A 20,379-nucleotide genomic window follows, 5' to 3' on the forward strand; every position below is an offset into this window, starting at 1 on the left:
GAACATTCCATGGAATCATCCCCCAGTGTTTGGGAGACGAACCATGTCGCACGATCCCCTTCTTCAGCCTTACGAACTAAAGCATCTGAGGCTGAAGAACCGGCTGATGATCACCAGCCACGAGCCAGCCTATCCCGAGGACGGCATGCCCAAGGAACGGTACCGCGCCTATCATGCGGAGCGGGCACGGGCCGGTGTGGCACTGACGATGACCGCAGGCTCCGCCTCGGTCGCGCGCGACAGTCCGCCTGTGTTCAACAATATTCTGGCTTGGAAGGACGAGGTCGTCGGCTGGATGAGACAGCTGACCGACGAGTGTCATGAGCATAATTGCGCGGTCATGATCCAGCTCACGCATCTCGGCCGCCGCACCCGCTGGGACAAGGCTGACTGGCTGCCGGTGGTCTCCGCCAGCCATGAACGTGAACCCTCGCACAAGGCTTTCCCGAAAAAGGCCGAGGACTGGGACATCGCCCGCATTATTGAGGATTATGCCGATGCGGCGGAGCGGATGAAGGCGGCGGGGCTCGACGGCATCGAGCTGCAGGCCTACGGCCATCTGATGGACCAGTTCTGGTCGCCGCTGACGAACGATCTTGACGCCCCCTACGGCGGCGATCTCGACAATCGCCTGCGTTTCACCTTCGACACGCTGAAAGCCATTCGCGAGCGGGTGGGGCCAGATTTCATCGTCGGTGTCCGTTACACGGGTGACGAGGATTTGCCGGGCGGTTTGACCAAAGAGGACGGGCTGGAAATCTCGCGTCGGCTGAAAGCCTGCGGCATGGTGGACTTCCTGAACGTGATCAAGGGGCATATCGACACCGATGCGGGGCTGACCGACGTGATCCCGGTTCAGGGCATGCGCAGCGCCCCGCATCTGGACTTCGCCGGAGAGATCCGAGCCGCGACCAACTTCCCCACTTTTCATGCTGCCAAGATTCAGGATGTCGCGACGGCCCGCCACGCGATCGCCAGCGGCAAGCTCGACATGGTCGGCATGACCCGCGCGCATATGGCCGACCCGCATATAGTCGCCAAGATCATACGCGGCGAGGAAGAGCGCATCCGCCCCTGCGTCGGTGCCAATTACTGCCTCGACCGGATCTACCAGGGCGGCGCGGCGCTATGCCTGCACAACCCGGCGACGGGGCGCGAGCTGGAGCAGCCGCATGAGATCGCCAAGGCCGACACCAAACGGCGCGTGGTGATCGTCGGCGCCGGACCCGCCGGGTTGGAGGCCGCCCGTGTCGCCGCGGAACGCGGCCACGAGGTGATCGTACATGAGGCGGCGAACGATCCGGGTGGGCAGATCCGCCTGACCGCCCAGACCGACCGCCGGGCCGAGATGATGCAGATCATCCAGTGGCGCTTTGCCGAATGCGAGCGAATGGGCGTCACTTTCCACTTCAACAACTTCGCCGATGACGAGACCGTACTGGCAGACAAACCGGACGTCGTTATCGTGGCTACCGGAGGTCTTCCCCATACCGACGTGCTGGACGAAGGCAACGAGTTGATCGTATCGGCCTGGGACATCCTCTCTGGCGATGCTCGGCCAGGGCAGAATGTGCTGATCTACGACGACGCGGGCGACTACGCCGCGCTTCAGGCGGCCGAGAAGATCGCTACCACCGGCGCAAAGGTCGAGATCATGACCCGCGACCGCAGCTTCGCACCCGAGGTCATGGCCATGTCGCTGACCCCGTCGATGCGCGAGCTGCAAAAGCGCGACGTGACCTTTACTGTCACCTGGAAACTCGACGCTGTGCGACGCGAGGGCAATGAGCTGTTGGCCACTGTCGGCAGCGATTATGGCGGTGTCGCCCGCGAACGGCGGGTGGATCAGGTTGTAGTAAACCACGGCACGCGGCCGCTGGACGATATCTATTTCGACCTCCGCCCCGGTTCCGTCAACCGCGGCGAGGTGGACTATGGGGCGCTTATCGATGGCCGCCCGCAAAAGGTCAATAATAACCCCGACGGCAGATATCAGCTCTTCCGCATCGGCGATGCCGTAGCTGCCCGAAACACCCATGCCGCGATTTACGACGCCCTGCGGCTGGTGAAGGTGATCTGACATGCGTTCATCCAAAACCATTCACGTGATTTCTGCCCATGCCGAGGGCGAGGTCGGCGATGTGATCGTCGGTGGCCTCCTGCCTCCCCCGGGCGACACGATCTGGGAGCAGAGCCGATGGATCGCGCAGGACGGGACTCTGCGAAATTTCGTCCTAAACGAACCGCGCGGCGGCGTCTTCCGGCATGTGAACCTGTTGGTGCCCCCCAAGCACCCGGAGGCACAGGCGGCGTGGATCATCATGGAGCCGGAGGATACGCCGCCAATGTCCGGCTCCAATTCCATCTGCGTTTCAACTGTGCTGCTCGATGCCGGACTCGTTCCAATGACAGAACCGGAGACACATCTGGTACTCGAAGCGCCAGGTGGCCTTGTCCGCGTGCGGGCGGAATGCCGCAACGGAAAGGCCGAGCGCATCTTTGTCCAGAACGTGCCCTCTTTCGCCTCCCGCCTTGACGAGCCGCTTGAGGTCGAAGGCCTCGGCTCGCTGTCCGTCGACACCGCCTATGGCGGCGATAGCTTCGTGATCGTGGACGCCGCGGCGATGGGGTTCTCGCTAAACGAGAGCGAGGCGCATGACATCGCCAGGCTCGGTGTAAAGATCACGAACGCCGCCAACGCACAACTAAGCTTCGAGCATCCCGAGAATCCGGACTGGCGGCACTTTTCCTTCTGTCTCTTCGCTGGGTCGCTTTCAGATGGACCGCAGGGCTTCGAGGCCGGCGCCGCCGTAGCCATCCAGCCAGGGAAGGTTGACCGCTCCCCTACCGGCACGGCCCTGTCAGCACGTATGGCTGTGTTGCACGCGCGCGGTCTGATGAAGACGGGGGACCGCCTCGCGACTCGCTCGCTCATCGGCTCAACCTTCTCCGGCCAGATCCTGGGTGAAACGACCGTTGCCGGCCGCCTGGCCATCCACCCAGAGATATCCGGCCGCGGATGGATCACCGGCATCCACCAGCACATGCTCGATCCGTCCGACCCTTGGCCGGAAGGATACAGGCTATCCGACACATGGGGCGCTCGTTGAAGAGGTCAGAGCAATTCTAGGAAAAGTGGATACCGGTTTTCCGCCCAGAATTGCGTAAAATCAAAAGCTTAGATCATTTCACCGTTTCAGTAAAACGGTGAAATGATCTAGCGAGAAGGAGATTCGTCGAAGCAGTGAGAACTCATTGAGTGTTTCGACAGCGCGACATGGCTATGCCGTAAAACCGCGGCTGAGGCGCCTCATCAGCACGTTCAGTGATACGTTGGACCATCTACTTGCGCTTACCCCGTGAGTGAGCGCCAGGGGGTGTTTTGCGTTGTGCCCACAAGACCAGACAAGACGAATTCGATAAACTGAAGGACATGGGGCTTGCCCAGCGATGCGGAGTTCAGCTTGAGGTAATAGCCGCGATCCACCTGAAGCGGGTTGTCAAAGAGGCGGCAGAGCCTCCCCGCCTCAAGTTCCGCTTTGACGAGGTGATGCCAGCCGAGAATGACCCCTTCGCCATTTACAGCAGCGTTCAGCAGCAGCGGATAATTGTTGCTGACTAGGGAAGGTACGAACGGCGGAATTGCAATACCCATCGCACGAAACCAGTCCTCCCAGGTGACTGCTTGCCAGCCGATTGCATTGGCGGACCAATGTTTGCGATGCAATTCAAGCAGATGTGCACGCTCAAGGCTGTTCGGATCATCGATCGGGCCGTGCTTTCTCAAATATTCAGGACTGCACATCGGCTCGACCGTCTCCGGGAAGAGATAGTAAAGTCTTTCGCCCACATCGCAGCGCTCGTTGCCACAGATTATGGATACATCGACCTCGTCGAAGTTCCGCAATGCGTCATCCTCGTCGGAGGCCAACAGCACGAATCTCATATCCGGATTGTCGGCCCGGAAGCGGTCTACAAAGGGCTTCAGCCAACAGGCGACAGCCGCGTTGGTGCCTGAGCAGGTAATCACCGCGACATCCGGCGGTGACAAGATCGCGTCAATGCCGTCGCAAATATCATCGAGCCCCCGGCTGACGGCCCTCAGCAGGCTTTCGCCCGCGGGAGTCAGTTCGAGACTATTGTGTTTCCGTACGAAAAGGGTGGCGCCAAGAGCCTTTTCAAGGCCGCGGATCTGCTGGCTGATTGCCGCCTGCGTGACATTGAGCTCAGTACCCGCCATGGTAAAGCTCAGATGCTTCGCCGCCACTTCAAAAGTGGCAAATGATCCGAGCGATGGAAGATATCGACGTTTGGGCGGCATGGCCCAAGTTAAACATTCTTGCTGAATGCAACAAGCGCGTCCGAACTGATGGTGGTCTAACCTATTACGCCTATGCGCATCATTCCTTTCTCGCCCGCCATCCCTTCCAGTTCAGATATGCCGTCGCACCCAACTTCGCCAACGGTGCAGGCGGGAGAAGCGGCGGTTTCGCTTGTCGCGCAAAGAACTCCGTGATGACGGAACTTTTCCCGCTGGCGCATTCCGCCGCGGCGATGCCAGTCAGCGTCCCGCGGGTCGTTCCCAGGCCGTTCTGGCAACAGGCAGCATAGACGCCGTTGTCGATCTCACCCGTCACGGATACGTCGTTCCGAGACAAGCATAAGGGGCCCGACCAGATGTATTCCAACCTGACGTCACGGAGTTGCGGGAAGCGCTCATCGAGTTTTCTGCGCATGATTTTTGCTGCGCGACGCATCTTGTACTCGGTGCTTTCCATGTCAGGGCAGAATTCGGCGCAGATCCGAACGGTAATTCGATTGCCGCCCTGCCCCGTGTCGATCCGGCGGACCGTCGTTCCCATCGGATCAGATGGCGTGATCCCCCATCTCGGTTGCCCGCCGACGCGGCGGAGCGCATCTCTACTCAGCTCCTCGGTCATACCGGCGAAGAGGAAAATGTGCATGAGGCGGCCGCGCGAGATGCCGAAACTCTCGATGTGGCCGTTATTGGCAAGGATTATCTTGTCAGTCGAAACAACTCCACCGGAAGTTTCAACACGCCAACTTGTCCCTTGCCGGCAAAAGGCGGTAACCGGGCTCTCTTCATGGATAACCGCCTCACGGGACAGGCCCTGAGCCAAACCCCGGACATAACCGGCAGGCTGGAGCATGACCGTCCCCGGCGTATAGAGTCCCGACAAATAGTACCGGCTGCCCGTCACCCCCAACATCGCCTGTTCGTCCAGCATCTCATAGCGTTCGCCCAGCTTCTGCAAATGAGCACCATAAGACTTATTCTGCGCGTGGCTGTTCTCCGTCGCGGCGCCGTTGATCTTGCCTGCTGGATCAAAATAATTGGCATCAATCCCATAGTCCTGCACCGCCTCACGAGCGAACCCAATCGCCATCCGGTTCAGAGAAATCAGGCTTCTATCCAGACCTTCAGTCGCACCGGCATAATTTTCCGATGCCAGATTATGGGGCAAGTCGATCATGAACCCGGAATTGCGTCCGGTGCCCCCCTCGCCTACGCGGGACGCATCGAGCACGACAACCTTTGCCCCCGGGTTCAACTGAACGAGGCGCCGCGCCGCGGATAATCCTGCAAAGCCTGCGCCGATCACGGTAAAGTCGGCGGTCACCTTCCCTTGCAATGGCTGCGCCGCGGGCAATGTGCCGAGAATTGCGCTCCAGGCTGCCCGTCCGGCGAACTTGGGCAACCTCTTTGCGAAGTATTCGCCTCGCATCACTAATTTTTCGGAGGCAGTTGAAGTCTTTTCCGAAGGCCGTCGAGACCGGCCTCCAGGGCAGTGAGGGTTCCGTTGTCTGCCAGTGTCCTGCTCAAGTACTGGTTCAGCCCGCCTTCTGTGCCCAATCCAGCGCGCAATTGCGCAAGATCAGTTCCCGTCTCTTGCGTCAGCAACTTGCAGTATGCGCCGATCAGCCCCGCCAAATAGCTCGCAGCTTCAGCACGATCATCGGTGAACGCCGACAGCCAGTTTGCTGCGGCATCTATCTGATCAAGCAAGGGCAGGAGCACACCTGTAGCCGCAAAATGCGCATTGAGCATGGCTTCTGAGGCGCAGGCGTGGATGCGCACATGTGGACCGAATAGCTCATGGAGACAGACATTCTCCGGATAGACGGCCAATGGCGTACCGCCCAAGGGCATCGGTGGTAGCGGAATGGCGACGCAGATTTCGGTGACCGGCGCACAAAGCCGCTCAAGCTCGGCGATCGGCATTCCGGCCATGACGGAAATAACCGTCTTCCCGTCGCCGAACACCAGATTTGGCAATTCCTTGCGGGCGGTGTCTGCCAAGAGGCAGAGCACCACGATATCGCTTTCGTCCACGACAGTCTGGTTCGCAGCCCGGCGGAGCCCGGGATGCCTCATCTGCAGTTCCGCCGAAACCCGCTCATTGCGATGAGAGACGACAATGTCATGCCCCGCCCCAGCGATGGTTTGAATCATCGCCGAGGCGATCTCTCCCGTCCCGAGGAAACCGATCCGCGCCATTACTCCACCTCGGAATCCGACGGATCGCTAAGGTCGATCCAGATGGTCTTGAGCTGGGTGTATTGGTCGTGGGCGTGGATCGCGTTGTCGCGCCCGCCAAAGCCCGACTGTTTGTAACCGCCGAAGGGAGTCGTGATGTCACCTTCGCCAAAGCTGTTGACAGTCACGGTTCCGGCGCGAAGCGCGCGCGCCCCGCGGATCGCCCGACGTGCGTTGGCGGTAAAGATCGAGGCCGCCAAGCCGTATTCCGTGTCATTGGCCACCGAGATGGCTTCGTCAAAGCTCGTCACGGTGATGACCGACAGGATCGGGCCGAAGATTTCTTCGCGGGCCAAAGTTTCGTCATTGCCGCCCACGTCGACGATCGTGGGCTCCACGAAGGCGCCATCGATATCCTCGCCACCCAAGATGATCTGGCTTTCCTTGGCCAGCTCAAGATAGCTGCAGACCTTGTCGAAATGAGACTTGGAAACCAAGGCGCCAACTCGCACGGACGGATCCAACGGTGAACCAACGTTCCACTGGCGGGCGACGGTTTTCACGCGCTCCAGAAGATTGTCCTTGATGTCCTTGTGGACAATCAGGCGCGATGCAGCAGAGCAGTTTTCGCCCATATTCCAGAAAGCGCCATTGACCACGTGTTCGGCCACGGTGTCGAGATACTCCGCGTCATCCATCACGATGCAGGGATTCTTGCCCCCCATCTCCAGCACGACTTCCTTGAGATTGCTGTCCGCCGAATAATGCAGGAACCGCCGCCCCGTCGCCGTCGAACCGGTGAAGGACACCATGTCCACATCCGCGTGCTTGCCCAAAGGCTCACCCACGGCAGCACCGCTGCCGGTCACGACGTTCAGAACGCCCGCAGGAACGCCCGCCTCATGGGCCAGTTCGGCAATCCGAAGAGCGGTGAGGCTGGTTTCTCCTGCAGGCTTGATCACTAGCGAGCATCCTGCGGCCAGCGCCGGGCCGATTTTCCAAGCCATCATCAGAAGCGGGAAGTTCCAAGGCAGGACAAGCCCGACGACGCCGACAGGTTCGCGCACGACCATTGCGATATGATTGTCCGAAGCGGGGGCCACCTGGTCATAGATCTTGTCGATCAGCTCAGCATGCCACTTGATGCAGTGGATGGTCTCGGGCACGTCCACGGTTTCGCAATCGTAGATCGTCTTACCGCTGTCCAGGCTTTCCATCACTGCCAACTCGTGGCGGTTGCGGGTCATCAGCTTACAAAGCCGGATCAGCACCTCCTTGCGTTCGGCGGGATGCAGTTTCGACCAGCGGCCATCGTCAAACGCTTCGCGCGCCTTGGAAACGGCGAAATCCACGTCCTGCGCATCGCAGGCCGCCACATCCGCAAGCTTCACACCGGTCGCCGGATTCAAAGTCTCGAAGGTTTTGCCGGATTTCGCCGGGCGGAAGCTGCCATCGATGAACGCATTCACCGGCAGGGACAGGTTGGCTGCGATAGCCTCGTATTCTTCGCGGGTCAGAAGCTCCCTCATGGATCAGTTCTCCGCCTTGATAGCCGCAATCGTGGTTTTGAGGGTTCGGATGACCTGTTCGAGCTCCCGCTTGTCATCCTTGTTGAGGCCGCGTAACGGCGGGCGCATCGGCCCTGCCCGCAGGCCTGCCATCTCTGTTCCGTGCTTCACACACTGGATGAACTTGCCGCCCTGTTCCAACACGCGCATCAGCGGCATCATGGCGGACATGATCCGACGCCCCTTGGCGAAATCGCCATTCACGGCGCAGGTTTCGTAGAGGAAGACATGCTCCTCCGGCAGGAAGTTGGAGCCTGCGCAGATCCAGCTGCGCGCGCCCCAGGCGAAGAATTCCAGTGCCTGATCGTCCATGCCGCAGGACATCTGGATATGCGGGTAATCGCGAGCCAGCAGGTGAACCCGGTTGATATCGCCCGAGCTTTCCTTAATCCCGATGACATTGCGCGAGCGGCAGACGCGATCGAGAAACTCCTCGCCCATCTCCACGCCCATGCGGCCGGGGTAGTTGTAAAGGATGATCGGCAGGTCCGCGGCGCGGTCAATGGCGAGTGCATTCAGCGCATTCTCGCGTTCGGTCGGGACCGAGTAAGGGGGCGTTCCCAGCAGGATGGCATCGGCTTGCATTTCGCGCGCACCTTGGGCTAGCGCGACGGAGTCCGGCGTGCGCATGGCGCCCGTGCCCACGATCAACGGCAAACGACCATTCAGTCGGTCCTTGATAAAGCGCGCTAATAGAAGCCGCTCTTCGACGGTCTGGGAATAATTCTCGGCAGTCGATCCTCCAGAAATTATCCCGTGGACGCCCTTTCCGACCAGATGATCGATGACGTCGGCCAGCGCATCGAGATCGAATGCGCCCTCTTCGTCGAACGGCGTCACGATCGGTGCGTAGATCCCCTCAAGGGTGAACCTGAATGCCATTGCGCGCTTCCATTCGCCAAATTGTGTCGGATTCCGGGAGGCTTTGGGGCCGCCTCCCGGTGTTTGCCCCGCCAAACCGCGCAGGCGGAGCGATATCGACACTGTCTCTACGGCATGAACCCCAGAAGCCGCGGTAAGAACAGCGCCAGCGGCGACCAATATGTCGTGACGAGCATTACTGGAAATGCCGCCAAAGCCATGAAATAGAACGCGGGCGTGATCACTTCCGACATCCCGACCCTGCCGACACGACAGGCCATGAACAGGATTGGGGCCATCGGAGGACTGTTCGCCCCGATCACAATGCTGGTCCCGATGATCGCTGCAAAGTGGATCGGGTCGACACCAATCTCGGCCATGACCGGCACCATCAGAGGGCTGATGATGGCGATCACGCTGACATCGTCCATGATCATGCCCATGGCGATCAGAAAGATGTTCACTACCAGGAGAATGAGGATCGGGCTCGAAAACGTGTTCAGCAGAACGTCGGTCAGTTCCTGAGGCACGCGCTCAAGGGTGAGGATCCGGCTGGCCACGAACGAAAAGACGAGGATGATCATGATAACGCCGGTGGTGGTTGCGGCATGGATCACAGCTTCGCCGATCCCTCGCAGCGTCTGCTCTCGGTAGACGAACAAGCCGATGGGAATGGCGAGGGCCACTGAGATGGCTGCGGCCTCGGTCGGCGTGGCAAAGCCGCCATAGATACCGCCCAGAATGATAACCGGCAGCAATAATGCGGGAATAGCCCGCCAGCCGGTCGAAGCCGTTTCGGAAACGCGCTGACCCCACGAAGCACGTTCAGTATCCCCGCCCAGCTTCCGATTGACATGCAGCCGATTGAAAAGCGCAAGGCAGATCATCAGCAAGATGCCCGGACCTACGGTCGCTAGGAAACAGGCTGCAACCGACTGTCGGGTCACGACCGCATAAAGGATCATAGTAATCGAAGGTGGGATCAACAGACCCAGGAGCGAGGAAATACCCAGGAGTGCGCTTGTATATCCCCGCGCATAGCCGTGTTTCTCCATCGGGTTGATCATGATAGAACCGACGGAAGCCACGGCAGCCGAGGCGGTACCCGAAATGGCCCCGAAAATGCCGCAAGTTACGACCATCGAGGTGCCCATGCCAACACGCGAACGCCCGACCAATGCCTCGACGAAGTCCACCAGGCGCCGGGCGATCCCGCCGGATTGCATCAGGTAACCGGTCATCACGAAAAGCGGCAACGCCACCAGGATCACCGAGTTGACCGACCAGAAGCCCGTGGTCATCAAGGACGAGATATCGACATCATAGGCGATCGACAGGATGAGCGTCATTGCGGCGAAGGAGAATACGACCGGAACCCCGATCATCATCAGCAATACGACGGCGATGATTGCGATAAGTGCACCCATTTCAGATTACTCCACTTCTGCCGCGGGATCGCCCGACTGCCAGTCCTCGCCGCGGATCTCATGGAGTAGGTCCCGCACCAAATAGACAATGAACATCACCGAAGCGACGAAGAGACTGGACTGCGAGATCCACCACGGAATCCCGAAGACCGGCGTGGATTGGCCACGCTCCAGACCAAAGGAGAACAGCGCCCACGCCCAAGTGCTGAACAACACCGCGATACCCAGCGATACCGCGGTGGAAAACAAGGCCGCAACGCGCCAGACTTTCGGGTTTTTCGATATAACGCGCACGAAGTCGGCCGACAGGTGCGAGCGTTCACGCGATGCCAGCGCTGCGCCCAGCATGTAGAACCACATGACCGCAAGCAGCATGATCTCTTCGAGACCGAATACAGGTGCCCCGAGCACCCGCGTAAAGATGCCGACGACCAGCATCAGCGCGACGGCCAGCCCGACCACGATCAAAATCGGATGGATGATGCGCACAAGAAGCGCATCGGCTGTTCTTAGTGTTTGCATTATGAAGTCCTCCCTTATTCGAAGACGGGTCACGCAAGACACAACGGCCCAGATTGATTTCCCCTCGATTGTTGACAGCCGTTGGGATCGGCGAGACTCGATCTCGGTTTGTTCTGTCTTTGAACCATGAACTTTCCGCGAGTGCTCCAGCACCCATAGGGCCGCCGTACGTTGCCGGCAGTCTGAGGCGAGCCGCGCAGCCCGCCTCAACCGTCTTTAGTGGATCTACTTCGGGACCGATGCGTTGGCCCGCACCACGTCCATGATTTCTGTGCCGAGGGCCTCCTCCGCCTGCGGCCAGACTTCAGTGCGGACACGCTCGACCCAGGCAGCTTTCTGCTCGGGGGTCGGAACGATGTATTCCATGCCGGATTCCTGCGCCGCGGCGATCCATTTGTCGTCTTCCGCCTTGGCGTCCTTGAACTGCTGGTCCATCACGGCGACGGATGCGGATTCGATTATTCCGCGGTCTTCTTCATCCATCTCTTCCCAGGTCGCACCGTTCATCAGCAGTGAGTAGGACGAGAAGTTGTGCGACGACTGAACGAAGTAATCGAGCTGGTCACGGAAATATTCGTAGTCCCAGTAAATGACATTGGATGAATCGCCATCCACGACGCCGGTCTGGATCGACGTATAGACTTCAGCCCAGTCTATCGGCACCGCCTGGAAGCCCATCGCCTGAATCGTCTGCGGCAGCGGGAAGATCGGTTGCGACCGTACCTTCAGACCCTGCGCCTCTTCAAAGCTGGTGGCGTAGCGGCCCTTGGTGGCGATGCCACCGAAGCCTTCCGGGAACGGTCCGAAATACTTGAGGCCAATATCCTGATAGATCGGATCGAGCAACTGGCGGATCCAGCCTTCCCTTCCAAACGCCTCGATGGCGTCGTCCCATCCCAGAACGAGGTAGGGGATGTAGTTCACACCGATCCGCTGGTCGTAGGACGTCTGCGGCCACGTGATCATCATGTGGACGTTGCCCTTGACGAGTTGGTCAAACAGCTCCTGCTGACCACCCAGCTCGCCCTGATAAAAGACATTCACGCGGATGCGCCCGTCCGAATTTTTCTCGATCATCGACGCCCAGTTCTGCATGGCCTTGCCAAGAACGGAGTCGCGATCACCGGCTTCACTGGTCAGAACGAGCTTGTATTCCTTGTCGCTGGCCTGCGCCGCAAACGGGACAAGCATCGCCGCGGCAAATGCGATTGCGGAGATGTTGGATAGTTTCATCTTGAGTCCTCCCTTGAACCTGGATGGTATTGGGGCAGGTTCCCCTACCCTATCCGATAATCAATGATGGCAGGACGGCTGGCGCACAAACGAGAATATTCATCGTCCGGGCATAAGGTGAACCTTGTGCGCGGCGTGGCCGAAGAGGCGATACGCAGGCGCTTCTTCGTTCTCGCTGTTCAGCTTCTCGCCGAAGATTTTGAAGTCTAAGTCCAGGGCCGCGACGTTGCCTGTCAGCTTGGTGTTGTTCTCATTGAAGCGGATGAAGTTGCTCGGGTCGTTCATTGGATCACTCCGTGTTTCGATCTTCCGACGGGAGCGATGCACGGCCCGGATCAAGAGCAGCAGGCACCCTTCAGGGCGAACGAAGTGGGGACGCCGGCAGGGCTAAAAATCGGAAGGTTCGCCGCTTGCCGGTGAAAGCCGATTTTTCGACCGGCCTGTGTTGCCTGCTGATCCAGGCTGCAGCGGGATGGGAATGGAGCCGGCCGGACGGCGATCGCCCGATCGCCTATATCGGCGGCAGGCTTACGTACGGTATGACTGAGAGCCTTTGGCTCGACGTGTTCGCGTCGTATTCGTCCACCGCACGCAGAGGGGCTGGGGATGGCTTCAGCCGCGCCGCCTTCGGAATTGAAGCGCGAATGCGATGGTGAACAACGGCGCTCCTGTTTCATTGGCTTCTCGGGCAGCGTACGCACCAGTCCCGCTCCCGCCGGCTAGCCCGCTTCTCTCACCGCCCTTTGTTTTGACGGGTTCGGGCGCCGACTTGGCGGCGTGAGTTTAAAGCCGTGCGCGGTCTGTGGCGCTGGAGAGCGGCGGCTTTGGGTTCGGCAATGTCTCCTGTGTCGTTTGCGGGAAGGGTTGAGGCCGGCGGGATCATCGGGCCACGGCTGTCAAATTGAGCAGTCAAAGGCAGAGAGGCACACCATAGGGGCGGATACTTCAAGCTTCACACGTTCAGAAGATAAGTTCAGCGTGCAGGAGAGGAGTGCAGTGAGTAGCTGCGATCAGAAGTCACGTGCAGTGATTTCGTAGACACCCCAATCGTCAGGAATCTACCCGAATAAGTCGTTCCGCCGAAAAGCATCTTCCTGGATCCGGGGGTACTTGAAATTACGAACAGCCCTCACCAAATCGATTGCCGCGGGATGCCACTGACGGGTCCCGAGGCAAGTAATGGCGAGTCCGGCCCATAGGGGCGGGCGCCGCATGTCGCTTCGCGACGAAAGCATGTGCGCCTAGCCATTGGTTGTTGTCCGGCACTTCTCTTTGCGAGACGCGCCGGTCGTTGTCGGGCTTTCCCTCCTCTTTGCCTCTGGCTCGGCAGTTGTTCTCCGCATCTCGAAACTTGCAGCTCGCGGCGCCACGCGGCGGACGCACGCCGGTGCGTGCGAGGCCGTTCGCGTGCTAGCGGCTCGGGCTAAGTTTGGAACGAAGGAGGATGACAACCATGCTGCTGGGACGAACATCAGGCTTCGACTGGGATCCGTTCACGGAAATGCAACGAATGCGGGAGGACATGAATCGGCTGTTTGCCGATTTCCCTAGCTCTCCTGCGACCAGAATCTATCCGCCGGTCAATCTCTGGCTCGGCGAGAACAGCATAGCGGTCACGGCCGAATTGCCGGGGCTGTCGGCGGAGGAAGTGGATCTCACGATTCGCGAGGACACGCTGACCATCCGCGGTGAGCGCAAACCGATGGAAGAGGCGGAGCAGGCAAGCTGGCATCGGCGCGAGCGGCCCCTGGGCGCATTCTCTCGCACCGTTTCGCTGCCTTATCGTGTCGATCCGGACCAGGTAAAGGCTCGGTTCCAGAACGGCGTCCTGGAGATCGAAATGCAGCGACCGGAGGCAGATCAGCCGCGCAAGATTCAGATCAGTAATCAATGAACAGCAAGGAGATGCAATCATGGCACAGGAAGTGACGACCACGAGGAAGCGGGACGTCGCTCGCACCAACGGCGGCGAGCCGAGCACCGCGGCGCCGATCTATCTGCCTGACACAGACATCTATGAGACCGTGGATCACATCGTGCTTGTCGCCGATATGCCTGGTGTTGCGCCAGGCGATGTCGATGTCACGCTGGAACGCCGCGTCCTGACCATTCGCGGCAAGGTGCCGACGGAGGCTCACGATGGCTATAAACGTCTCTACGCTGAGTACGGCGAAGGCGACTTCGAGCGTGTGTTCACCCTCTCGGAGGAGGTCGACCGCGACCATATCGAAGCCAGCCACAAGAACGGCGTGCTCACCCTGAAGTTGCCGAAGGCCGAATCCGCCAAGACCCAAAGGATCGAGGTTAAGGCGGCGTAGGCCTGCTCAGGAGGTGTGAAAGGAGGCCTAACATGCAGATCAAGGATCTCATTCCCTGGAGCCGCACGCGAAGCACTCTCTCGCAGGGGCAGGACGGAGGCGGCAATCCGCTCTCGGCTTTGCAGCGAGACATCAACCGTGTCTTCGACGATTTCTGGAATCGCTTCGAGCCCCCATCCGGCGCGACGAACGGATTCCTATCCGTGGGCACACCGCACACGGAGGTCTCGGAGACCGATAAGGAAGTCGAAGTCTCGTTCGAACTGCCCGGCATGACCGAAAAGGACATCGACGTCAGGCTGAGCGACGACGTTCTGACCATCCGCGGTGAGAAGAAGAACGAACGCGAGGAGAAGAAGAAGGGCTATTATCTGTCCGAGCGAAGCTACGGCTCCTTCTACCGCAACATTCCCCTGCCAGCCGGTGTCGACCCCAAAAAGGCGGAGGCACGGTTCAAGAACGGCGTCTTGACGGTGATCCTTCCCAAGACACCGGAGGCGCAGAAAAAGGTCCGGAAAATTGAGGTGAAGGCGGCATGACGCAAGACAGGTCCGGCGGCCAGGACGGCCGCTGGGCCCGATTATGTATCGATTTATGCTGAGTTTCTATTTTTTTGCCGGAATGGCTTTTGAACCGTCGAAGTCGTCATTGTTATCTTTCAACTGTAGGCACGCCTTCGTTGCCTTCAACGCACAGGCGATTTTTCAGGAGAGGAAGGCTTAGCAACGTAAGCACTGCGAAGATGGCGCCAACGAGGAAGGTGGATTGAGATCCAAGCTGATCCCAAAACGCCCCAGCGATCACGCTGGCGAGAAACATGGCTACGCCCGTAACGAGGTTGAATATCCCATAGGCTGTTCCTCGCAGTTCTGCCGGCGCGGTGTCCGCGACAAGGGTGGCAAACAGGCCTTGTGTGTAACCCATATGAAATCCCCACAGCGTGACCCCAATTGCGACGGCTATCAGTCCGCTCGCAAAGGCCAATGTCACCTCGGCCAGCACCAAAAGCGCCAAACCCAGGGCCAGCATCGTGATGCGGTTGACCCGGTCTGACATAATGCCGGCGGGATAGGCCGACAGCGAATAGGCGAAGCTCATGATGACCATCACCGCCGGGATTGCCATCACCGGAAGGCCGATGGCTTGTGCCTTCAAGACCAGAAAGGCTTCGCTGAAGCGGGCCGGCGTAAAGAGTGTCGCCACGGCCACCACACACCAGAACGCTCGGCCCACCTGCTTCAGATCGGCGGGGTGGAGGGGCGCGCGAAGCCTTCTCGTGTCCTGTGGCCGGTCAGGCTCGCGGACCAGAAACACAATGATAGCGACCGACATGAAAGCCGGGATGACGGCAATCCAGAATACTTGCTGGAAATTGTCGGCTGTCAGCCACATCAGGCCGATGGCGATGAGCGGGCCCAGAAATGCTCCGACAGTATCAAGGGACTGACGCAGCCCGAAGCTCGCACCGCGCAAATGCGGAGGTGCGATATCGGCAACAAGAGCGTCACGCGGCGCACCACGGATGCCCTTCCCCACCCGATCGATAAAGCGAGCGGCGACCAGCCATTCTATTGAGGTGGCGAGCGGGAAAATCGGTTTCGTGATGGCTGCCAAGCCGTATCCCAGGGCTGCGAGGAGTTTGCGTTTCCCGAGCCAGTCGCTTAGCGCGCCGGAAAACACCTTTGTAATCGAGGCAGTCGCTTCCGCGATGCCCTCGATCATACCCACAGCCAGAGCCGAGGTTCCAAGCACCGAAACCATGTAGACCGGCAGCAGGGCATGAATCATCTCGGACGATGTGTCCATGAATAGCGACACCAGGCCGAGCATCCACACGCCGGCGGGAACGGATCGGCGATTGTCCAGAGACGCAACGGCTGGATTAGCCGCGGCGACTTCGTCTTCAACTGTTCTCGTCATGCGCGTCAAAAACCTCGCGCGCGTAAACGTCGAGCAGTTCTTCGCAACCGCGCAGCCGTTCTTCTGCTTCGGCCCCTAAAGCTGCGCTGTAAAAGTCCAGCTTCCTGATCTTCTCAAACCAGCCCTGAAGCTTTTTCAGATCAACGTCGTTCTCTTCCAGCTCGGCGTAGGTGAAGTTGTTCGCGGCCCGCTCTTTGGCAATTTCCCCATGGAAGTCCGTGCATTTGTCGATGAATTCCCGGTAGGCCTCGTCCCGATCCTGTTTGAAGCGTGCAATCACCTTGTCTCTCTGCGCACGATCCAGGGCGGCCGTCTCCAGAAGTACGGATTCGCCGTCGATCTCAGCGATTTCATTCGCCAGTATTTTGAGGCCGCGCGTGTGCTCGTCGGTTTGCGGGAGCACGCAGACCCCGCTTTGTAGATAGACCGCCCCCATCCCCTTCAGCCGCCGCCAGATCGCAATGCGCTTCGAGGACGGTTCGGCAGGGACTTTGTAAATGAGAAGGAGCCAGGAAAGCGAATTCATATTCATTTCATGATGTAACAGCGGTTACATTTCAAGACAACATTTTGTCTCATTTCGCCTGTAGGCGGATTCCACATTTTTGGTGAGAGCGATCGCAACCAACTGAATTTCAACAGGCCGATTGACAAGGACGGACCAAATGCAAGCGTCAGGACACGCTCCCCCCCGAACACTCACAAAGTGGATATTGGCTGGTGCGGCGCTGTCGGCGCTGATGGGGGCTATAGTCCAGCTTCACGCGCTGGAAGAGCTTGTGGACCGTCCAGTTGCTCTGTTCTTCGCAAGCCAACGTGACACGATGTTTGTGCAGGTTGCCTGGTTCTTAACGGACTTCGGCAAAGCTTACTGGTTCATCATTCCCGCTGCTGTGGCCTTCGTACTATCCCGGTTTGTATTGCGAAACCCGCTCTATGCCTCCCAGGCGCTGTTTGTTCTGCTTAGCGTGGCTGTGACCGGCATAGTTGTCGATATAATCAAAATCGTATTTGGCAGAGCCCGCCCAAATTTACTTCTAAACCACGATATTTATCAGTTTTTCTTTTTCCGGTTCGGAAGGGATTATAATTCATTTCCATCCGGTCATACCGCTTGCGCCATGGCGGCGGGCGTAGCTCTGGCCCTGATCTTCCCGAAATATCGCAGTCTGGCACTTGCTGGTGGGATCACCTTGGCTTGCACGCGCTTTGTTACAACCGCGCATTATATCAGCGACGTAGTGGCGTCCTCAATGATCGCGGTTGTCGGCGTTCTGACCATCAGGGTTATTCTCGCCAGATACGGCTTTCCACTAAGCTGGGGCGGGGCAGCGGCAACCTCGCCTCGCCATGGGCTTGTTGCGAAAACGATCGGCGTTCCCGTCGATGCGCCCGATACACATACCGCTCCGCCACGATTGATCGCCCCGTCAGTGTTCGGCGTCGTCATCGCTGCCGTCGCTATGTCGACAAGCGGTCTGCTTCCCAACCTCGCTTTGATCGAATGGCAAGAACGCTCCTCGCCCAACTTTGAGCCCATGGTTGAGGGGTGGCTCTGGCTTTCGCTTTTTGTCAGTGTCGGCTTCGGGGCGCTCACGTGGATATTTCAGCGGCGGGTCTCCCTGCCGCAAAGCCGTTCCAGCAACTGAAATCATTGTTAATGAGCGGAAAGCCGCGAAAACTGGCGGTTATGCGATCCACCAGGGTTGTAATTTTAAGAAACAAAATCGTTTGCTAAACCGAGGACACGCTTTCTATAGTTTCTGAGTTGTCCCTTTGGACCGACATAGCGATAGAGGGTCACGCGTTCGATCCCGAGCTCCTTGCAAAGTTCAGCGACAGATGTGTCGCGCTAAGCCATCACGGCCTGTGCGAGGCGCACTTGTGCCGTGGTGAGAGCAAATACGGTCCGTAAGCTCTGCCTTTGGTTTTTCTTACGTATCGGTAAGCCCGCAGAAAGGATGCGGTGAACTTCGCGGCCCAACCTGTTCGGGAGAGAGGCGACGGTCGCCTCTCCCTCAGCCAAGGAGCAAAATCATGAAAAACGCAGTCCTCGCCGGTGCCCTCGCTGCCATGGTCGCGGGCAGTGCCCTCCCCGCCTATGCAGAAACAGGTGCTTCAGACAAAACCGAAATGCAGGCGGCGCTTGCCGCCAAGGTGTCGATGTCGGAGGCCGTGCAGGCAGCAGAAGACAAGTCGGGCGGCAAGGTTATGGAAGCCGTGTTCTCGGACGAGAACGGCAAGCCAGGCTATGAGGTCTCCACGGTGCAGCCGGATGGAACCGAGCAGAACTTCTTTGTCGATGCATCGACCGGGGAGGCGGTCAAGGCGACCGCCGCAGCCGAGAATGAAAACGATGGCAGCGGCACCGTCGATGATTCTCAGGAAGGCGAGTACGACGAGTGATGCACGCCTAAGCCGAAGTGAAAATTGCCGCCGCCTTGCAGTCAGCTTGCCGGGCGGCGGTATCGCGTTATTGTCCAGTCCATCGACGCGCCGGGACTGTTGATTTCCGCTAAGAACTGACCCGCCATTTGGGTCTGTGGGTGCGGTCAAGTTCCTGCCTTTCTCCTTCGTGGTTTGCGTTCATGTGCCCAGCTATTCTTGAAGCGGAAGCTGTCGTTTCCAGTTTCGAGGATGTGGCAATGGTGTGTGAGCCGGTCGAGAAGCGCGGTGGTCATCTTAGCGTCCCCGAAGACGCTGGCCTATTCGCTGACGCTCAGGCCGGTAGTGATGATGACGGTGGTGCGTTCGTAGAGCTTGCTGAACAGGTGGAAGAGCAACGCACCACCAGAGGTGCTGAACGGCAGATATCCCAGCTCGTTGAGGATATCGATATCGGAATGGACAAGGCGCTTTCGAGCCCGTGCGGCCCTCGGCGGTCGTCAGGTCGCCTGCCGTAGGCATCGCCTTGGTGATGGCCATGACGAATGTGAGTCTGTCGTTCGTGAACACATCCTCGACGATCCAACCAAACAGCAGGACCATCACAGCTGGCCCCCCACCACGAAGACACCTGGTTCGATCAGCAGCCTTTCCCAAACGCTCCCGAACCGTGTCGAGGATCGCCATGGCCTAGAGAACCCCCGACACGAATGCGTCTAGGCGGCTGCCTTTGCGATAAAGCATTCGTACCAGCATTTCTGCGGCGATGCCCGTCAGCACCCCACCGACGACGACGGCCGCGACTACCGTCGCGTGATCGGACGGGAAGGAGGGGTCGGCGCAATGATGAGGTGGGGTACCTCCGCGTCGTATGGCCTCACACGATCTACGAAAAGCAGGATAAGCTGGTTCGGCAAGTCCTAAGACAAACGACAGGCTGGCCGTGACGGCAACATGGCGCACATGCAAACGGTCCTTCCGATTCCACCATTGCAGCGCCACGATCAGGACGATGGCCGGGACACCGAGTTGCGTCACGGCGATCGTGAGGCTATCGAGCAGGGGATATGTGCCAGCCGGTCCGTTGATGGCTGCAGTGATCATTCTGTCCAAAGTGATTTCTACTGATGTTCGCGAACCGACACGTCGCGGTGGACCATACCGAGCAGCGGATCCATCGCATCTTTCAGATCAGCGTCATCCTCAAGGGCTTTCATGCCGTGATCGAATGCGCATCCGGGATCGCGCTCTATATCGTTAGCGGGGAGACGATAAAGCGCTGGGTGCAGTTCCTGACGCAGGAGGAACTGCTCGAGGATCCTCGCGACTTCATCGCGACGCATCTGCTCGATGCTGCCCAGCATCTCTCGGTCGGAACCCAGTCCTTCTATGCGTTCTATCTGCTAAGCCACGGGCTGGTGAAGGCCGTGCTTGTCGCCGGCCTGCTGCGCGAACGGCTCTGGGCCTACCCGGCATCGCTCGTCGCGCTCGCCGGGTTCGTCGCCTACCAGCTATATCGCTATTCCTACACCCATGGGTTCGGCCTCATAGTGCTGACGCTCTTCGACATCGTCGTTATCGTCCTCGTCTGGCACGAATGGCGCGTGCTCGAGCGTCATCTGAAGAGGCCTCGGGAGAGCTCCTGA

General features: G+C 59.1%; 21 protein-coding genes and 2 pseudogenes. 9 read left to right on the forward strand and 14 right to left on the reverse strand.

The window, feature by feature from the left end:
- Positions 1-43 precede the first annotated feature (43 nt).
- Positions 44-2,080 (forward strand): NADH:flavin oxidoreductase, encoded by a 2,037-nt coding sequence (locus N5A92_RS23935; protein WP_260906872.1) that lies wholly within the window; start codon positions 44-46, stop codon positions 2,078-2,080.
- A gap of 1 nt (position 2,081) precedes the next feature.
- Positions 2,082-3,110, forward strand: coding sequence for a trans-3-hydroxy-L-proline dehydratase (locus tag N5A92_RS23940; RefSeq protein WP_260906874.1), 1,029 nt, complete (start codon positions 2,082-2,084; stop codon positions 3,108-3,110).
- 242 nt (positions 3,111-3,352) lie between these two features.
- On the opposite strand, the gene N5A92_RS23945 is transcribed toward N5A92_RS23940, so the two are convergent.
- The 9 genes from N5A92_RS23945 to N5A92_RS23985 form a co-directional block, all read right to left on the reverse strand.
- The gene (locus N5A92_RS23945; protein WP_260906875.1) at positions 3,353-4,321 is read right to left on the reverse strand and encodes a LysR substrate-binding domain-containing protein; all 969 of its coding nucleotides are present in this window, start codon (positions 4,319-4,321) and stop codon (positions 3,353-3,355) included.
- Positions 4,322-4,400: 79 nt separating this feature from the next.
- On the reverse strand, positions 4,401-5,720 hold the full coding sequence (locus tag N5A92_RS23950) for an NAD(P)/FAD-dependent oxidoreductase (RefSeq protein ID WP_260906876.1): 1,320 nt from the start codon (positions 5,718-5,720) through the stop codon (positions 4,401-4,403).
- Between the two features lie 29 nt (positions 5,721-5,749).
- The gene (locus tag N5A92_RS23955; RefSeq protein ID WP_260906877.1) at positions 5,750-6,520 is read right to left on the reverse strand and encodes an NAD(P)-binding domain-containing protein; all 771 of its coding nucleotides are present in this window, start codon (positions 6,518-6,520) and stop codon (positions 5,750-5,752) included.
- The gene (locus N5A92_RS23960) at positions 6,520-8,028 is read right to left on the reverse strand and encodes an aldehyde dehydrogenase (RefSeq protein ID WP_260906878.1); all 1,509 of its coding nucleotides are present in this window, start codon (positions 8,026-8,028) and stop codon (positions 6,520-6,522) included. Before N5A92_RS23960 ends, N5A92_RS23955 begins: the two co-directional genes overlap by 1 nt.
- Before the next feature lie 3 nt (positions 8,029-8,031).
- Complete coding sequence (locus tag N5A92_RS23965) at positions 8,032-8,949, reverse strand: dihydrodipicolinate synthase family protein (RefSeq protein WP_260906880.1); 918 nt, start codon at positions 8,947-8,949, stop codon at positions 8,032-8,034.
- 107 nt (positions 8,950-9,056) lie between these two features.
- On the reverse strand, positions 9,057-10,355 hold the full coding sequence (locus tag N5A92_RS23970) for a TRAP transporter large permease (protein ID WP_260906882.1): 1,299 nt from the start codon (positions 10,353-10,355) through the stop codon (positions 9,057-9,059).
- Positions 10,356-10,361: 6 nt separating this feature from the next.
- Entirely contained in the window at positions 10,362-10,877 is a 516-nt protein-coding gene (locus tag N5A92_RS23975) for a TRAP transporter small permease (protein WP_260906884.1), read from the reverse strand.
- A 225-nt stretch (positions 10,878-11,102) separates the two neighbouring features.
- Complete coding sequence (gene dctP / locus N5A92_RS23980; RefSeq protein ID WP_260906886.1) at positions 11,103-12,110, reverse strand: TRAP transporter substrate-binding protein DctP; 1,008 nt, start codon at positions 12,108-12,110, stop codon at positions 11,103-11,105.
- A gap of 99 nt (positions 12,111-12,209) precedes the next feature.
- Positions 12,210-12,395, reverse strand: coding sequence for a hypothetical protein (locus N5A92_RS23985; protein ID WP_260906887.1), 186 nt, complete (start codon positions 12,393-12,395; stop codon positions 12,210-12,212).
- 125 nt (positions 12,396-12,520) lie between these two features.
- Here N5A92_RS23985 and N5A92_RS23990 point away from each other — a divergent pair, with 125 nt between their 5' ends.
- The 4 genes from N5A92_RS23990 (at position 12,521) to N5A92_RS24005 (ending at position 14,967) form a co-directional block, all read left to right on the forward strand.
- Positions 12,521-12,766 (forward strand): hypothetical protein, encoded by a 246-nt coding sequence (locus tag N5A92_RS23990; RefSeq protein ID WP_260906889.1) that lies wholly within the window; start codon positions 12,521-12,523, stop codon positions 12,764-12,766.
- Positions 12,767-13,563: 797 nt separating this feature from the next.
- Entirely contained in the window at positions 13,564-14,004 is a 441-nt protein-coding gene (locus N5A92_RS23995; RefSeq protein WP_260906891.1) for an Hsp20/alpha crystallin family protein, read from the forward strand.
- A gap of 19 nt (positions 14,005-14,023) precedes the next feature.
- On the forward strand, positions 14,024-14,428 hold the full coding sequence (locus tag N5A92_RS24000) for an Hsp20/alpha crystallin family protein (protein WP_260906892.1): 405 nt from the start codon (positions 14,024-14,026) through the stop codon (positions 14,426-14,428).
- A 32-nt stretch (positions 14,429-14,460) separates the two neighbouring features.
- Positions 14,461-14,967: an Hsp20/alpha crystallin family protein gene (locus tag N5A92_RS24005; protein WP_260906893.1), complete on the forward strand. Its 507-nt coding sequence runs from the start codon at positions 14,461-14,463 to the stop codon at positions 14,965-14,967.
- A gap of 112 nt (positions 14,968-15,079) precedes the next feature.
- On the opposite strand, the gene N5A92_RS24010 is transcribed toward N5A92_RS24005, so the two are convergent.
- Positions 15,080-16,348 (reverse strand): MFS transporter, encoded by a 1,269-nt coding sequence (locus N5A92_RS24010; RefSeq protein WP_425248636.1) that lies wholly within the window; start codon positions 16,346-16,348, stop codon positions 15,080-15,082.
- The gene (locus tag N5A92_RS24015; RefSeq protein ID WP_260906894.1) at positions 16,332-16,874 is read right to left on the reverse strand and encodes a Chromate resistance protein ChrB; all 543 of its coding nucleotides are present in this window, start codon (positions 16,872-16,874) and stop codon (positions 16,332-16,334) included. The genes N5A92_RS24010 and N5A92_RS24015 overlap by 17 nt, the downstream gene beginning before the upstream one ends.
- 187 nt (positions 16,875-17,061) lie before the next feature.
- Between N5A92_RS24015 and N5A92_RS24020 the strand changes: the two genes are divergently transcribed.
- Positions 17,062-17,997 carry a phosphatase PAP2 family protein gene (locus N5A92_RS24020; protein ID WP_260906895.1) on the forward strand — a complete coding sequence of 312 codons (936 nt, stop codon included), beginning with the start codon at positions 17,062-17,064 and terminating at the stop codon, positions 17,995-17,997.
- Positions 17,998-18,062: 65 nt separating this feature from the next.
- On the opposite strand, the pseudogene N5A92_RS27560 reads toward N5A92_RS24020, so the two are convergent.
- Positions 18,063-18,359, reverse strand: a pseudogene (locus tag N5A92_RS27560) (recombinase family protein); the annotation flags it as partial.
- A 26-nt stretch (positions 18,360-18,385) separates the two neighbouring features.
- On the opposite strand from N5A92_RS27560, the gene N5A92_RS24030 reads away from it, so the two are divergent.
- Entirely contained in the window at positions 18,386-18,754 is a 369-nt protein-coding gene (locus tag N5A92_RS24030) for a PepSY domain-containing protein (RefSeq protein ID WP_260906896.1), read from the forward strand.
- 194 nt (positions 18,755-18,948) lie between these two features.
- Here the strand turns inward: N5A92_RS24030 and N5A92_RS24035 are convergent.
- Positions 18,949-19,188, reverse strand: a pseudogene (locus N5A92_RS24035) (ATP-binding protein); the annotation flags it as partial.
- Between the two features lie 235 nt (positions 19,189-19,423).
- The gene (locus N5A92_RS24040) at positions 19,424-19,846 is read right to left on the reverse strand and encodes a phosphatase PAP2 family protein (RefSeq protein WP_313958453.1); all 423 of its coding nucleotides are present in this window, start codon (positions 19,844-19,846) and stop codon (positions 19,424-19,426) included.
- Between the two features lie 14 nt (positions 19,847-19,860).
- Between N5A92_RS24040 and N5A92_RS24045 the strand changes: the two genes are divergently transcribed.
- Positions 19,861-20,379, forward strand: coding sequence for a DUF2127 domain-containing protein (locus N5A92_RS24045; RefSeq protein WP_260906897.1), 519 nt, complete (start codon positions 19,861-19,863; stop codon positions 20,377-20,379).

This window comes from Chelativorans salis (assembly GCF_025336525.1).
In the GTDB taxonomy this organism is placed as follows: Bacteria; Pseudomonadota; Alphaproteobacteria; order Rhizobiales; family Rhizobiaceae; genus Chelativorans; species Chelativorans salis.